This is a genomic window from Roseicyclus sp., from assembly GCF_018402035.1.
Classification (GTDB): Bacteria; Pseudomonadota; Alphaproteobacteria; order Rhodobacterales; family Rhodobacteraceae; genus Roseicyclus.
Window position 1 is genome coordinate 1 of record NZ_JAGYJN010000004.1, and the last position, 15,465, is coordinate 15,465.

A 15,465-nucleotide genomic window follows, 5' to 3' on the forward strand; every position below is an offset into this window, starting at 1 on the left:
AGCGTTCATTTACATTGAGCGAGGACTGCCGGTGCGGCTGGCGGTCACCGGATGAGCAGAATGCCATGTAAGATGAACCTGCGGGCTACTGGCCAATTTGGGGGGTACCGCCCGGGTGGGGTCTGAGCGGTGTACCAGCTGAAGAACAGGGGGGCCCCCATAGTGCGATATTAATGCTCGATTTAGCGGGCATCTCGTGTTTCGAGCAGGCTGCTTACCCAGAAGGCAATATGGCCCCTGAATCGGCTGATAATTAGCTCCAATCGAGCTATCGCAGTTTTGGTCGGCACCACGCCATCGTTCGAGCGAAATGCCATGTAAGTCACACCGTACAAAGTTACTCCATTTCGGCCCCTCCCCCCGGGTGGGGTCCTCGAACCGTAGATTTCTTGTTCGTTTACAGACATATATAGCAGTTCTGTGTCCCCCCTGAGTCCCCAGATGAGGGGTAAATGACGCGGGGACACACTGGGGACACAAAATCAGCGCACTGATGCAAGGCCATGCTCAGCCTAGAAGCGCGTCTCCGAGGCCTCTTGCTGCGCGCGGCCAAACAAAAAGGCCCCCATGACGGGGGCCTCTTATATTTATGGCAGTGCGCCTTAGCCTTGCAGCAGGCTCAACACACCCTGCTTGGAGGCATTCGCCTGTGCCAGCATCGCCATCGAGGCCTGCTGGAGGATTTGCGCCTTGGCAAGCTGGGTGCTTTCCGCCGCGAAGTCGGCGTCTTGAATGCGCGAACGGCCAGCTTCAAGGTTCGTCGAGATGTTGGTCAAGTTCGACACCGTGCTATCGAGGCGGTTGGAAACAGCACCAAGAGCAGCGCGCTGGGTATTGAGGGTTTCAATCGCGTTGTCGATAACGTCAATCGTCGCCGTTGCCGAAGCCGCAGTCGTTACATTGGCTGCCGATGGCTTATTGATGGTAAGTGTGCCATCACCATTATCATCAACAGTAACACCCGAAATCCCCGCCGCATCAATCGCAGCCTTAATTTGGGTAGCAACGCCCGCCTTATCATCCACACTGCTATCAGACGCATTGATCGTTACATCAATCGCAGTGCCTTCCACGTTAAGCGAAATCTTATCGCCATTTACAAAACTTGAGCGATTAACCGTCAAGGTGGAGGACAAGTTATCATCAGACGTTGCAATGCTCACGTCTGCGGCACGAATGACTTCGGTCTGGCTAAGCTGTGGAGTAAAGGCCAAGGTGACCGTAGCTGCAGCAGAAGTAGCAGTCATTTTGGTTTGCGTTGCAGTTATGCCCATTGCCTTCAGTTCAGCATTCGCATTGATGGCAGATGCTATTTGTTCCGAGATACCGTCAGAAGTGTCATGCCAACCGTCATTGGTGTCGACAACAACCTGGACGTCAACACCATTGATATTGAATTTAATGGTGTCGCCGTTTTCATGGTTCCCCGCATCACCATCACCAACGGCTCCGCTATCAATCGACAATACTCCAGTTGCCGAATTGTAAGAGCTTACCAGCGTGCTTGTTACGCCCACGTCGATAACAGTTAGGTCAGCAAAACTGGTCTTTGCCGCAGTTTGAGCGATGGTAACAGTTCCGGCAGCAGCGGAAACAGACACGCCAACGAGATCACCGTTATCGATCTTTTGTTGGACGGCATCGGCAAACTTTAGCGCAGCTCCAGTCGCGGTCCGATCGTACCCATCGTTTGCAGTCATTTCGATCGACACTTCAACGCCGTTGATGGTTGAAGTGAACTTATCACCATCAACTGGTGTATTCGCGAACGCAAGCGTCGAGGAACCCGATGCCTCAGTCGCAGTAAGTGTCGGAGAGACAGAAGCAGTTTTTGGAGTGTAAGTTTCAGCAGAGAATACTACATCTTGAACTACCCGAAACACAGTAGGGTCTTCGCTATCAACGATCGCTCTAATGCCACCATCAGTTAATGCAGAGGTGTTGTTGATTTGATCCACAATCTGGGCAACAACACCAGCTTTTGACGTTTCATACTCTAGATTTGTAGCAGCGAGTGTTGCAACAGATACAGCTGTTCCGTTGACCTTGAACGAATAAACATCGGTATCTTCGTGCGTACCACCTACGGTAAAGGTACCGTCAGCCGCATTGTAGGTGAAAGTCTGCGCATCCTTCGTTGCACCGGCTGTCTCTGTGGTGAGCACATCAGAAATTACAGGAGACGCGAATATTTCAAGGGTACCGTCGCCATTGTCGACGACAGAAAGACCATCTGCCATATCGGTGGCTGCCCGCTGAACCGTACGAATAGCATCGGCCATTTGCGCAGCCAAACCAGCAGCGTCATCCGTGTATCCATCACCAGTCGTCGCAGTGATCGACATGGTCTCATCAGCGATCTTCAGCGAATAAACATCGCCGGCGTTAAATTTGCCGCTGAAGGCAATTTTATTACCCTCAGTTACCATCTTTCCTTCACCGGTTGCACCAACAAACTCAGCAGTAACAGCAGGCGCGCGAGCAGCCCCATTCACGCCCAGTGCCGAAGAGGTTAGCGCAGTGATCGATGTAGAGATCATCTGCCCCGCTGATGTACCCGCTCCGATTTGGAAATTAAATGACGCAAGATTATTGCTGCCATCTGCTAGTGCATTGTCTCCAGCAGTGCCGTTCAGCAGCTTCACGCCTGCCCAGGATGTGCTTTGGGCAATGCGGTCAATTTCATCAGAAAGCTGCGTGATCTCTAGCTGGAGATTGGCGCGATCTTGAACATTGTTGGTGTCGTTCGCAGACTGCACAGCAAGTTCGCGCATGCGCTGCAACATGTTCGATACTTCAATATGCGCACCTTCAGCAGTATCAATCATCGCCTGCGCGTCCATCGCGTTGCGGATCGCCATGTTCGTGCCACGAATTTCCGCGGTTAGGCGCGAGGCGATAGCAGAGCCAGCCGCGTCATCGGATGCAGTGTTGATCCGCAATCCGGTCGAAAGCCGCTCCATCGCGGTTTCCATCGACTTGTTCACGCTAGTGGCCGCAGCAGCCGCACCAAGCGCGCCGATGTTGGTGTTGATATTCAGAGCCATGTTGTCTCTCCTTGTCTAAGTTTGAGCCCGCTTGCGCCATGTCGGCAAATCAGGGTCCGGTCAGGTCGTCTGAAACGTTGGTCACTCGCACTTTCAACCTGAGGCCTGTGTCGAGGCGCTCAGGGACATAAACGACGCATTTCACAATTGTTTAGTTGGGGGGGATGGATTGCTTTGGGGCATGGGCCTTGGCGCTGAGGCGACGTTATCCTGACACAGCCATCATCGCGCCCAAGTTGCGTAGAAATTCGCGTGAATTAACAGATGGTTAACCCGTCAATTTCCCGACCCGGCCATCGTCAAATAATCACCCTTCTATAATGGAAAAAAACACGCAAAATCAGGGCTTAAGATCATAAGGGCGATGAAAATGCAGTTCTTTCCAGCACAGCAGATGCAGCGAAAGCAATCGCTGGTCATCACGACCCAGCTGCAGCAAGCGATCCGCCTTTTGACCATGTCCAACATCGAATTGGCGGGGTTTTTAGATCAGCAATCCGAAGAAAACCCCTTTCTCGAGGTGACAAACGGCGCGGGTGAAGACGACCATATCGTGCCATTGCCCACGCCCGAGCTTGGCCCTGATCGCGCGGACCTCGATTTTTCCGACGGCACGATCACCAGCGATGCGCCCATTCCCGATGCGGCACTCGATAACCAATTCGAAACAGGCCAGATCGACCTTGGGCGCAGCGGTGCCACGGCCCCGGCGGGCGAGAGCGATTTTGACGCGCTGTCCTTGATCGCCTCTGATGAGGGGATGTCGCTTTACGGCCATGCCTGCGCCGAGGCTGAACGCATCTTTGCCGAACCTACCGACCGGATGATCGCGCTTGCGCTGATCGATGCGCTGGAACCCTCGGGGTGGCTGGGCCAGTCAGTCGATGAGATTGCAGCTTTTAGCATGGTCGATCTTGACCGCGTCTTGGCGGTGCTTGCGCAGCTGCAACAGATCGAACCCGCCGGGCTATTTGCCCGCGACCTGAGCGATTGCCTCCGGCTACAGGCGCGTGATCGCGACTTGCTGACCCCTGATTTCGAACTGCTCTTGGACAATCTCGCCATGCTTGGGGCGGGCAATGTCAAAGGGCTGACCCGCCTGTGCAAAGCCACGCCCGAGCGCATGGCCGAGATGCTGCGCCTTTTGCGCAGTCTTGACCCCAAGCCGGGGGCAAGGTTTGCGGGCAAGGCCGAGCCGATCTTGCCACCCGACCTGATCGTGCGCCGGGTTTCTGATGGGTGGTCGCTTGAATTGAACCGCTCCACCCTGCCCGCGATCAAGGTGCGGGCGGGTTACGCCAAGCAGATGGTCGCTGGCAGAAAAGACGAGGCGCTACGCAGCTTTGTCTCGGAACGCGTGTCCGAGGCGCGCTGGCTTGACCGCGCAATCGCGCAGCGCAACGAGACCTCGCTCAAGATCGGGGCTGAAATCTTGCGCCAGCAGATGGGGTTTTTCGAACATGGCCCCATCGCGCTCAAGCCGATGGTGTTGCGCGATATTGCCGAGGCGATTGGCATGCATGAAAGCACGGTGAGCCGCGTGACCAATAGCCTGATGATGGCAACCCCGCGCGGCACCTATCGGCTTAAGGTGTTTTTCAGCTCGAGCATCACACATGATGACGACAGCGACGGCGAGGCCGCATCGGCCATCAAGTTCAAATTGCGCAAGATGATCGCGGCCGAGACCCCCTCTCAGCCGTTGAGCGATGATGCCATCGTGCAAATCTTGGCCAAGGATGGGATACGCCTTGCCCGGCGCACGGTCGCCAAATACCGCGAGATGGAGGGGATCGCCTCCTCCTTCCAACGCAAACGCGAGGCGGTGCTTTCGGGGCGGATTTAACGGACTTCTGTTTTCCGGGCGTGTCGTTGCGCCAAGTAGCGAGGCCGCCGACCATCTCAGGCGGCGGCAAGCGCGCGCAACAGGCGTTGGTGGGCATCGGGTGCCGCGTCGATCAAGTGCAGAATTGGCGCTGTCTCTAGGACACGGAGCACGGTCGGCCCCTGCGCAAGACCGACCCCTTGCCAAACCCCGCCCGCCATCATGTCGCGCAATCCGATGATGCGCAGCGGCCCAATGGCGGTCAATACCCCCTCGCCCGAGGGCGCAAAGACCACAACGCCGCCGCGCTCGACGAGATAGATGGTCTCAACCCGTTCCTCTGGCATGAACACCACCTCACCATGAAGCAGGTGAAGCCGCTGCTGGTGCAAAAGCTCGCGCAGGCGCGGTGGCGGGGGCATTAGGCATGCTCCTTGGTGGCGGCAAGCGCCTCAATCGCCAAAGCGCAGGCAAGGTTCCAGGTCATCGGCCCTTGCGCATTCAGGCAGGCGCGCACCGCACCGCGCGGCAAGACAGCAACCTCGCCCGCGATACGCCCGCGCACCATGCCCGCATAGTGGCTTGCCCCAAAGAACTCGATCGGCTTGACGACATCGCCGGGGCCAAGCGGTTTGCTGGCGCTGCCAAAGCCAAGTCGCCCAGAAAGCACCACGAGTAGCCGATCTGTTTCGGTCCCCTCGCCCAGCACGATATCGCCCGCACCAAAGCTTTGGCGCGGGTAGAGATCGAAGTTGAGACCGAGGATGTCGTCCTTGCGCATGAAAATCTCCGCTCTGGTCATATAACGACCCATCAGCGGGATCATTTAACCCAGCGCGGGATTTAGCGCTTTCGCTAGCCCGGCTGTTGCGACGTCACACGCAGACGGTTTGGATTGCGCGTTTTCGGCTTTGCCTTGGGCAAGGGCTCAAAATTAAAGCGCAGATCGGGAATAAAGCGGCGGCATGTCTCGCGCGCCTCTGCCTCGCCCGGTTCGGCAAGCACCATCCAGAAAAACATGTCCTCGAACATCTTGTAGGACCGCAACAAATCAACCTGCGCGCGCTTGGTGTAGATCGAGACCAGAACATAGCTGATCACGAAAACAAACCAATGCGCCACGAAGGTGATCCCATAAACGATCAAAACCGCCACCATCGGGTAGTACAGCCGATGGTTCAGCATCCACAACACAGGCGCGATTGTGGCGATCTCTTCAAGGTCGGTGGCATGCATCGCCGCGTTCTTGCGAATATCGCGAAACACTTCAAAGTTCTGATAGCTCTCGAGCGGTGCGAATTTCAGCGTTTGCACCGCGCGTAAGATCTCGAGTGTTTCATCAGGGCCGGTGACTTCGAAACTGGCCTTGAGGCGCGTTTCCAAGATCACGTGAAACACAATGCCGCTGCGCCAAAAGGTTAACAAATGCGGCGTGAAGCCAAGCTCGGATGCGTCGACCTCGGGGTTGTCGTCGTGATCGGCGACAGGCTTACCCATGCGCGCAGACAGCATTTCGGCGTCGCCGGTGAATATCTCCCCATCGATGGCAACCAGCACATCCCCCGGCTTGAGCTTTTTCGCACGCGCCGCAAACCCAAGGCCACGGGTCTCAAGCTTGAGAAATGGCTGCAGGTTTTGGTCGGCAATCGGCGCATCGGCCGAGGTTGCAGCATCATTCATGGCGCATTCCGATCATGGAAACTTGATCATGTCATTATCGACAGGTGCCGCGCGCGGCGCAGGCGGCGTTGCCGTGCGGGCCGGTGCGCGCGGTGGGGTAGCGGCAACGGTGATCTTGGCCGAAATCTCTCTTTGTAGCATCATCATGGTTTCAAGTGTCGCCGCGATCTCGTCAAAGCGCGATGGCCCGGCATCTTCGGTGCCTGCTTCATCGTTGCTGCGCAAAGTTGCGAGTTCTGCCATCAGCGCGCTTTGCTGCGCCTCGATGGCCGCGCTGACTTCTCTGACCACGGCAGATGTCGACTGGCTGACCATGCCCGTGATCTCTGTATTGGCCTTGGTAAGCTCGCCCAGCGTTGTTTCGCCTTGCGCATCAAGACGGGTCGCCAAATCGCCCATCATGACCTCAAGCGATGCGATGCCATCCACCAGCCCCGCGATCTGTGCGGCTTGGGCGTTTGCCTCGGCCGTTGCTGCGGCAAGGCGGTCGACGTTCTCGGCAAAGATCACCAGCGCTTCAAGCGATGTGGCATTGGTCGTCTCCATTTCGCTCATCGTGCGGAAATAGATCAGGCCAGCAGCCGCGACCGCAAGCACCGAGGCCACAAGCGAGGACACGAACACAATCATCACCTGACGGTTGATTGCTTTCACTTCCACACGGGTCTTTGCGTAGTCATTGCGGATTTGGTCGAACTCACTGCTCACGGTGATAGCAGCGTCAGCAGCATCAAGGGCGGTCTTGATGCTGTCTTCGAGTGTCGGGGTGGCAGTTTGCGTGCTCATGCGGATTTCCTGACGTTTCGTCTTGTCGCGGGGGCCATGACAGGGCGTTTCTCTTCGAACCGAGCACAATTCGTGCCAGTTGACGCAAAGACCAGCAAATTAGGCAATTGCGCCGCACGAAACCCGAATGCGCGGCACCCCCAAGGCAATGCCGGATCATGCGTCACAAAGAAATATTGGCATTTGCCACAGACCGGCCGAGCGGGGAGTGTCATCGCCCACCGCCTTTACGATACCGGGCCCAAACCCTTGCAATCACGAAGCGTAATGCACCAAGCAAGCTTAGAAATGAGGTGAAGAGAAGGCCGTTGACCTGCAAGGGAGGCGCTTGACCGATCAGGCTGAGAGCTTCGAGAAAAAGCCATGCAGCCATGCCAAGAAAAACGATTGTCGAGATCAGCGCGCCAAGGGTGGTGTGGCTGTATTGATCCTTGGTCCGGGCACGTTTGGGCATTACGAAGCCTCATCATTGATCGGGCGACCGTTCTGGTCGAAATGCAGCTCTGGCGGGATGTCAAACTCGGGGACGTCGGGGTCTTCACCACGATCAACACGGTAAATATAGGCCAAGACCGCGGCAATCGGGGTGAAGAGAAGATCGGAAATTTCTTGCCCGATCTCACCGGTAAAGAACAAGGCCCGCGCCAAAAGCGGGCTTCGAAAGACGGTAATCCGTGCCTCGGTGCCGCGCTTGATAATCTCTTCAGCGATCCGACCACGGCCCATCGCGATAATCGTCGGTGCGTTCTGTTCACCCGGAACATAGCGCAAGGCAACCGCGAAATGGGTGGGGTTGGTAATGATGGCGGTCGCGTTGCCAACATTCTCGAGCGATCCGGCTTGTTCAGCGGCACGGCGACTGGCCTCATACTGCATCCGCCGGATCCGCGATTTGACCTCGGGCGAGCCATCGGTTTGCTTGCTTTCTTCCTTCAGATCCTGTCGGCTCATGCGCAGCTTTTTCATATGCTCGTAATTCGACCACGCATAATCCAGCGCACCAATGCCGCCCAAAATGGCCGCCGATATCCCCATCAGGAACATCAGCGCGTAGAACCCCGTCTCAATCGCACGATCAATGCTCATCGAGGCCAAGGTAAGCATCGTCGGCAGGTAATTGAGAATGATGAAATAGGCGGCTGTGCCGATGGCCCCCACTTTCAGGATCGACTTCGTGAGCTCAACTAGGCTGTGAAGCGAGAACATGCGCTTGAGCCCATTCAAGGGATTGATCCGATTGCCTTTGAAACTTGCTGAGGTTGGGGCAAAATGAAGTCCTTTGCCCACCAACATCTGGGTGCCCAAGACCACGACCAAAATTGGCACCGCCACGATCAGGGCGACGATGAGAAAATCCAAATATGCCTCTGACAAGCGCGCCATCAAAAGGCCGGATAGCGCGTCGCCCTGCTCAAAGCGGAAAAAGCCGCCCCAGCGACCAATCCACTGGGAAACGATATAAACCAAGGCCAGCAGAATGATCACGCCAGCCGCCGTCGTGGAAAAGACGAACATTTCCTTGGACGTCAGAACCTGCCCATCTTCGCGCGCTTTCTCAAGCCGCCGCTGTGTTGGCTCTTCGGTTTTTTCTTGTGCGTCGTCTTCACTGGCCAAGGGCAGCCCCCCGCAATAGATCGCCAAGATCGCCAAGGGCGCTGATGACGAGATCTTGGAATGCAAAACCAAGCGGCGCGGCAAACAGGAACAATAGCAGGAAAACCGCGAGCAAGGTGATCGGGAACCCGAATGAGAACAAATTAAGTGTCGGCGCAGACCGGGTGATAAGGCCAATGGTGATATTCACCAAGAACAACACCGTCACAACCGGAAGCATCAAGCGCGCCGCGGTGGCGAACATGGTGGCACCTGCGACCTCGCCCACCTGAAACAGGGCAAGATAATTGATCCCGGCCCCGATTGGCGCGAAGGTGTAGCTTTCGATCAAGATCGCAAAGGCCACGATATGGCCGTTCAGCGACAAGAACACGACCGTCAGGAAGAGCGTAAAAATCTGGCTGATCAGCGGTGTCTGCCCCCCGCTATTGGGGTCGATCTGAAAGGCAAAAGAAAGCCCTGCGGTTGCCGCCACCTTTTCGCCCGCCAAGGCAACAGCCGAGAACAAGATCGTCAGCAAAAGACCGGCGGTCAGCCCAATGGCCAATTCTTGCGCAATGATCGGAAGAACGCGGAATGTGGTCAGGTCATCAATCGACGGCACCGCAACCCGCCCCATCAAAAATGCCGCCAATGTCGCGGTGAAAACGATGCGAATGGGCAGCGGAACCATGCGCGAGCCGAAGAACGGGGCCGCAAGAAGAAAGGCACCAAAGCGCAGCGACACAATCAAGAAGATCAGCGCTTGATCCATCACATCTTGGATCGAAAGGCCAGGCAGATCTCCAAATTCCATCGCCGCTTTCCCCGTCATCTGATCGCGACAATCTCGCCGAAGATAAAGGCGAAATAGTCGGTCATTTGGGTCAGCATAAAGCCTGACATCAGGGCCATCGCCCCAAGCACAATGACAAGCTTTGGCACAAACGACAGGGTCATCTCGTTGATCGAGGTGGCCGCTTGGATGATCCCGATGATCAGGCCCACCGCCAGCGCCACCCCAAGAACCGGGCCAGCAGTCATTACGATGTGCCAAAAGGCGAGCCTGAGATAACCGATATTCGAGTCAAAATCCATCTTAGCCGCCCGTCCCCATTGCAAAAGTCGCAGCCAGCGAGCCGACCGTCATGGTCCAGCCATCCACCAAAACAAACAACAACAGTTTGAATGGTAACGAGATCAACATGGGCGAGAGCATCATCATGCCCAAGGACATCAAGATCGACGCGATCACCATGTCGATCACCAAGAATGGCAGGAAGATCAAGAACCCGATCTGAAATGCGGTTTTGAGCTCCGAGGTGATAAAGGCAGGCAGCACCACAGAAAGCGGAATTTCCGAGACATCGGTAAAGTCACCCGTTTCCGCCATATCAGAGAACAAAAGCAGCGCCTCTGTATGGGTATTTGCAACCATGAAATCCTTGATCAAGGTGCTGCCCTGCGCGAGTGCTGCATCAGCCGTCATTTCTTCGGCCAAATAGGGTGACAAGGCGGTGTCGTTGATCGCGGTGAGGGTCGGCGTCATGATCGCAAAGGTCAAGAAAAGGGCGATGGCGATCAATACTTGGTTCGGCGGGGTCTGCTGTGTTCCCAATGCCTGACGCAAGATCGACAAAACAATGATGATCCGGGTAAATGCCGTCATCCCAAGCACAATTGACGGCAATACCGTCAAGGCCGTCATCAGAGCAAGAATTTGCAGCGAAAGCGAATAGGTGGTGGCACCGTCTTCGTCTTGACCAACCCGAATGGCGGTCATGGACAGGGGATCTTGCGCCATCGCCATTTGTGGCAGCGCAATCGCAGCAAGAAAGCCTGCGATGATGAAGAACCGATGCGTCATGGCTGGGCCTGTGATGCTGGCGGCGTCACTTGGCCAAGCTGCAAAAAGGCCCCTGCCCCTTGCCGCCCGGTCAGAACCAGAATGCGCTGTCCGTCTGCCTCGACCAGGCACAGGCGTTCATGTTGGCCGATGGGCGTGACCTCGACCACCCGAATTTCGCGCCCGCGTCCAAGCCGGTTGCCGATGCCTGTGGCATGTCTGCGCAGCACGATTTGTACCGCAATCAAGACCGCGAGAAACCCCACGACCACGATCACTTGCATCAAGCCTACCTCTGCCATGTCGCGCCCTCATCCGCTTTCGCAAGAACAAGGCAAACACCATGCCATCCCCGCGAACTCAGGATAAAGAGTTTTTAAGGCATTGATGGGTAATGATTTTATTTCACGCTGCGAACAGGCCGCGCGCGGCCCGTCAATTCTTCGACAAGCTCAAAGGCCCTGAACCCGCTTTTCCAGATCGACGATTTCGCCAAAGCGCACGCCAAAGCGTTCGCCAACCATCACCACTTCGCCGCGCGCGATCATGGTACCGTTGATCAGAATATCAAGCGGATCGCCCGCCAGTCGATCAAGTTCGACAACCGACCCTTCGTTCAGGCGCAAAAGATCGCGAATGGTGATCTCGGTGCGCCCAACCTCGACGGTCATGCGCACTTCGATATTCTCAAGCACCCGCAAATTCTCGATGCTGGCGCGCTCGCCCTTGGCTTCGGTTTGCGGTGCCTTGGTATCTTGGTTATCGGCCATGTCTCGTTTCCCTCAGCTTTAATCTTCTGTCTCATGAATACGGCGCGTCAAATGCAGCGCCGCTTGCGGCCCCACCTGCCCCATTTCACCGCTAAACATCACGCGCCCCTCGACCAAGACCTGCACGCCATCATGCAATTGCATCGGAAACGTATCGCCCGATTGCAGATGGATCAGGTTATGCAAGGCGGTTGTCGGCTCGGCGAGCCGCCCGGTCAGTGTCAGCGGAATGTTCAAGATCGCGCGTTCAAGGCGCTGACGCCATGACAAATCATCATCCACATAATCAGACTGCACCCGCGAGCGCAGTTGCGAGGCAATCGGCTTGAGCGTTTGCAGCGGATAAATAATGTCAAAGGTCGCGGGTTCTGTCTTGGGCAACTGCACGACAAATGAACAGATGATCACCGTCTCTGAGCCATCGACGAAAGAGGCGAATTGCATGTTCTCTTCTCGGCCTTGGATCGAAAAGGTCACAGGCGTCAAATCGCGCCAAGCCATTTGTAAGGCCTCATTCAAGCCACCGGTGACAATCTCGATCACGCGCTGTTCGGTCGCGGTGAATTCACCTTGGACACGCTTGAGCGGCCGCACGGCCGTGCCGCCATAGTAGGAGTTCGTCAAGAGCGAGATGAAATTCGGCGGCAAGACCATCAATTGATTGCCGCGCAACTCTTCCATCCTGCTGTTTGTCAGGCTGACGAAATTCTCGGATGACGCACTATAATCGTCAAAGGTTTTCACCTCTGGCGGGAACGACGAGATCCGCGGTTGCACCCGCAGCATCGGCAAAAAGACCGACCGGGCAAATCGGCTAAAACGCTCATTGATCATTCTGAGCGCATAGTAATCCCCCAGAAGCGACAGATCATCCGAGCCAAAGGTAAACGGCCTGACACCGGAATTGTCCCCATCCATAAAGACGCCGTCGGCTGCGCCGGAAGAGTTGCTTAGACCCTCAATCAGCGCCTCGACTTCTTCGTTACTCAGTTTGCGCGACGATACCATGGCTTGCCCCTACCCCTTCACTGCAGAATGAAAGAGGTGAAATGGACGCCCTCTATGCCGCCAAAGCCTTCGAGTTGTGCGAGCTTGGCGTTGATCGCATCACGCATCCGCTCTGCCATTGCATCGCGCCCAACCTTACCCTCAACTTCTTCTTCGGTGAATTCGCTGATCACGCCTAAAACCTCGGACCGCAGCGCAAGTTGATGGGTTTCGACATTCCGCACGACGGTCTCGTCGTATTGCGTCGATACGCCGATTGCCACTTGCAGAAACTTGCGCGAGGCGCGCAGGTTTGTCGTGAAATTGCCCGGGAATTCATAATAGCTTGTGATGAAGGTCTCGACACCAGCGACCGGTTTTGCAACACGCGAGGGGCCTGCGCCTTCTTCCTCACCTTCCTCCTCGGGGGGCGGCAATTGACCCGATTCCTGAAGTTTGCGTTCGATAATCATATCGATTTCTTCGGATGGGTTTGTCGTTTGCCCAAAGAGGAAAAAACCCGCGCCAAGGCCAATACCGACAAGCACCAAGCCTCCGATCACGAAAATCAAGATCTTCAAAAGACCCCCCTTGGATTTACCCTCTGGCGTACTTTGGTCCGACATTTCTTAAATCCTCAGTTAGGCAAGCATATTGATGCCGGTCGACTGTTTCCGGTCAGCACTATATGCGCCACCTGTCGCAGTTTCGGAAGGTTCTTCACGATTGGCGTTTTCAAGGGCGGATCGATTGCGCCTTGGCGCATGCTGACCTTGCTGACCAGATTGCGCACCCGCGCCTTGTTCTTGCGCAGAAAAGCCCGACAAACGATAGCCCGATTGATCAAGCGCCTGCGCAAGCCGATCCTCGGCACCGCTTAACAGACGCGCAGCGGCGGTTGTTTCGGTGACGATATGCACCAAGGTCTGCTCGCCGCGCAGATCAAGCATGACGCGGATTTCGCCAAGGTTCTTGGGCCGCAGTGATAGCTCGATACGTTGCGATCCATTGCTCACCATCCGCTCAATATGGCCGACCAATTGCTTACCCCAATCGGCTTGCCGCAAGTTGAGCGTCGCGGCTGGTGCCATCGCCACGGGCGCGGGCGGCAAAACAGGCTGCGTCACACTCGCGGGGCGCGCCGCAGCGTTTGAGGCGGCGACCGGCTCGGATCGCTCGGGCGCGCTATGGGCAAGATCCAACATCGTGGCCCCGACGCGCCGGGAAATCTCACCAACAGATTTATCGCCGCCAGCTTCCGACAGGCGGGGGTCACGGGTGATGATCTTGGCCTGTTGCCCCGCAACAGAGATCATCATCGGGTCTGGGCGGGTCGCCGCAACGGCATTGGCTGCAGGCTCTGATGGGCTATCGTTGTTCACATTCATCATGATGAGCGGGTCAAGCGGCGATTTGGCCCCCCGCTCGACCGCGGGCTTTTTTTGCTCAGCGATCAGGCTGGCAAGGATCGGGGTTTTTGCCTGTGCCTCAACGGGCGCATCTTGCGGCGTGGCAAGATCAGGGGTCGCGTTGCGCGGTGGCACCTCGCTTGGCGTCAATGCCCGGTCAACCATCTTGGCCGCAGCTTCGGCCTTTGAAGGCAAAGTTTCGGCCGTATCCAAGGGCAAAAGTGCCGGGGGCAGCGGATCGATCGCTGCCTCGCCTGCCTCAGCGACGTTGCCCAGTGCCGTAAAGGCGCGCGCTTTGCCGGCTTGCAATGCCTCTTGCTGCATCGGCGCGGGAAGATCGCCCCTCGCGCGCGGTGCCAAAAGATTGGCATGCGCTGCATCTTCGACAGGCGGCAGCGTTGCGTCCATGGGCAAGCCCGGCACGGCAACCGCCAAACCTGCAGCGGCTTGTTCCGATGTTGCAAGCGCGGGGTCCGCGTGGGCAGTGCCCGCTTGGCCCACCTGCGCATCAACAATTTGCGGCATTTGCGCCACTAAGTTCTGCGACTGTGCAAGCGCCTCGGCCAACTGCTCTTCACCGGTCAATTGCCCCGGCACCATGAGAGTGGGAACAGCGATCTGCTGTGGATCAATTTGCCCAGGTAATGGCAGCGTCTCGACCACCAAATGATCCGTCATAAGCGCATGATCAGCCACCATAAGGGTGGACGGCGCAGTTTCCGTTGCCACCACCGCGATATCCGCGAATTGCGCGTCCAATATACCGGCAAAGGGATTTGTACGGCCTGCCTCGCCCTCGTGAGGCCAAGATCCAACGGCTCCTTGCGGATCATCGGCCAAGGCCAAAGCAACATCCTCATCAACCGGGTTTGCCGCGTCGGTCAGCGCTGTGTTTGTCATGGAAAAAAGCGGATCGAACAGTGCACCAAGGCCCGGCTTGGCGCTGCGCGCGTGCAAGCCCGGCTCTACGGCCTTCAAGTCGATCGTATTGACTATCGCTTTCATCGTCAGGCTCACCCAGTTTGGTCAAACACGTTGAACAGGCACACAGCAAATCTGTCTTATGCAAGAAAAATGCCAAGATTGAGCAGTTTGGCGCTAGTCTCTCGGCCTTGCGCCGCGTGGCGGCATTTGGCCCTCGGCAAGGCTTTCGCGGGTTTCGATCTCGGTTTTCCGCGCCACGACACGGCGCTCTTCCAGAACTGTTTCCCGGCTTTTGTGGTGCATTAGCGCTGCACGCGCCTGGGCAATCTCAACCGCCAAAAACTCGTTTCGGTTTTCCAGCAACTCGAATTGCTCTTGCATCTGACGCCCGTACCAAGCCCGCGAGCGCAGTGCAAAAGGCGTCATCGGCTCATCAAGCGGCGTATTGGCTTGGATCAGGCCGGCTAATTTGGTTTGCATGGATTGGGCGCGCCCAAGCTCGCCCGATAATTCGCCAACGGCCTGCGCTTGCCGGCGCGCGCGCATCTTTTCGCGCAATTGCATCAGACCGATCAAGCGCTCGGAACGCGACATGGCG

Annotated in this window: 17 protein-coding genes; 1 reads left to right on the plus strand and 16 read right to left on the minus strand. The window is 56.6% G+C overall.

Annotated features, from left to right (window positions below; translation table 11 throughout):
• Window positions 1-602: 602 nt before the first annotated feature.
• On the minus strand, window positions 603-3,047 hold the full coding sequence (locus KG698_RS15565) for a flagellin (RefSeq protein ID WP_300983255.1): 2,445 nt from the start codon (window positions 3,045-3,047) through the stop codon (window positions 603-605).
• Window positions 3,048-3,417: 370 nt separating this feature from the next.
• Here KG698_RS15565 and rpoN point away from each other — a divergent pair, with 370 nt between their 5' ends.
• Entirely contained in the window at window positions 3,418-4,893 is a 1,476-nt protein-coding gene (gene rpoN, locus KG698_RS07800; RefSeq protein ID WP_213685017.1) for an RNA polymerase factor sigma-54, read from the plus strand.
• A 56-nt stretch (window positions 4,894-4,949) separates the two neighbouring features.
• Here the strand turns inward: rpoN and KG698_RS07805 are convergent, their stop codons facing one another.
• The 15 genes from KG698_RS07805 to KG698_RS07875 form a co-directional block, all read right to left on the minus strand.
• Window positions 4,950-5,294, minus strand: coding sequence for a hypothetical protein (locus tag KG698_RS07805; RefSeq protein ID WP_213685018.1), 345 nt, complete (start codon window positions 5,292-5,294; stop codon window positions 4,950-4,952).
• Window positions 5,294-5,653, minus strand: coding sequence for a hypothetical protein (locus KG698_RS07810; protein WP_213685019.1), 360 nt, complete (start codon window positions 5,651-5,653; stop codon window positions 5,294-5,296). Before KG698_RS07810 ends, KG698_RS07805 begins: the two co-directional genes overlap by 1 nt.
• Window positions 5,654-5,727: 74 nt before the next feature.
• Window positions 5,728-6,552, minus strand: a complete 825-nt coding sequence (locus tag KG698_RS07815; RefSeq protein WP_213685020.1) for a PDZ domain-containing protein — start codon at window positions 6,550-6,552, stop codon at window positions 5,728-5,730.
• 12 nt (window positions 6,553-6,564) lie between these two features.
• Complete coding sequence (locus KG698_RS07820) at window positions 6,565-7,338, minus strand: hypothetical protein (RefSeq protein ID WP_213685021.1); 774 nt, start codon at window positions 7,336-7,338, stop codon at window positions 6,565-6,567.
• 211 nt (window positions 7,339-7,549) lie between these two features.
• Window positions 7,550-7,792 (minus strand): hypothetical protein, encoded by a 243-nt coding sequence (locus KG698_RS07825; protein ID WP_213685022.1) that lies wholly within the window; start codon window positions 7,790-7,792, stop codon window positions 7,550-7,552.
• Window positions 7,792-9,018 carry an EscU/YscU/HrcU family type III secretion system export apparatus switch protein gene (locus tag KG698_RS07830; protein ID WP_213685023.1) on the minus strand — a complete coding sequence of 409 codons (1,227 nt, stop codon included), beginning with the start codon at window positions 9,016-9,018 and terminating at the stop codon, window positions 7,792-7,794. Before KG698_RS07830 ends, KG698_RS07825 begins: the two co-directional genes overlap by 1 nt.
• Window positions 8,942-9,748 carry a flagellar biosynthetic protein FliR gene (gene fliR, locus KG698_RS07835; protein WP_213685024.1) on the minus strand — a complete coding sequence of 269 codons (807 nt, stop codon included), beginning with the start codon at window positions 9,746-9,748 and terminating at the stop codon, window positions 8,942-8,944. The genes KG698_RS07830 and fliR overlap by 77 nt, the downstream gene beginning before the upstream one ends.
• 14 nt (window positions 9,749-9,762) lie before the next feature.
• Window positions 9,763-10,029, minus strand: a complete 267-nt coding sequence (gene fliQ / locus KG698_RS07840; RefSeq protein WP_213685025.1) for a flagellar biosynthesis protein FliQ — start codon at window positions 10,027-10,029, stop codon at window positions 9,763-9,765.
• 1 nt (window position 10,030) lies between these two features.
• Complete coding sequence (fliP, locus tag KG698_RS07845; RefSeq protein ID WP_300983420.1) at window positions 10,031-10,735, minus strand: flagellar type III secretion system pore protein FliP; 705 nt, start codon at window positions 10,733-10,735, stop codon at window positions 10,031-10,033.
• A gap of 59 nt (window positions 10,736-10,794) precedes the next feature.
• Window positions 10,795-11,079: a flagellar biosynthetic protein FliO gene (locus tag KG698_RS07850; RefSeq protein ID WP_213685027.1), complete on the minus strand. Its 285-nt coding sequence runs from the start codon at window positions 11,077-11,079 to the stop codon at window positions 10,795-10,797.
• 150 nt (window positions 11,080-11,229) lie between these two features.
• Window positions 11,230-11,547, minus strand: a complete 318-nt coding sequence (gene fliN / locus KG698_RS07855; protein WP_213685028.1) for a flagellar motor switch protein FliN — start codon at window positions 11,545-11,547, stop codon at window positions 11,230-11,232.
• An 18-nt stretch (window positions 11,548-11,565) separates the two neighbouring features.
• Entirely contained in the window at window positions 11,566-12,555 is a 990-nt protein-coding gene (fliM, locus tag KG698_RS07860; RefSeq protein ID WP_213685029.1) for a flagellar motor switch protein FliM, read from the minus strand.
• A gap of 17 nt (window positions 12,556-12,572) precedes the next feature.
• Entirely contained in the window at window positions 12,573-13,160 is a 588-nt protein-coding gene (gene fliL / locus KG698_RS07865; protein WP_213685030.1) for a flagellar basal body-associated protein FliL, read from the minus strand.
• Between the two features lie 15 nt (window positions 13,161-13,175).
• Entirely contained in the window at window positions 13,176-14,948 is a 1,773-nt protein-coding gene (locus KG698_RS07870; protein ID WP_213685031.1) for a flagellar hook-length control protein FliK, read from the minus strand.
• Between the two features lie 93 nt (window positions 14,949-15,041).
• On the minus strand, window positions 15,042-15,461 hold the full coding sequence (locus tag KG698_RS07875) for a hypothetical protein (protein WP_213685032.1): 420 nt from the start codon (window positions 15,459-15,461) through the stop codon (window positions 15,042-15,044).
• Between the last annotated feature and the right edge of the window lie 4 nt (window positions 15,462-15,465).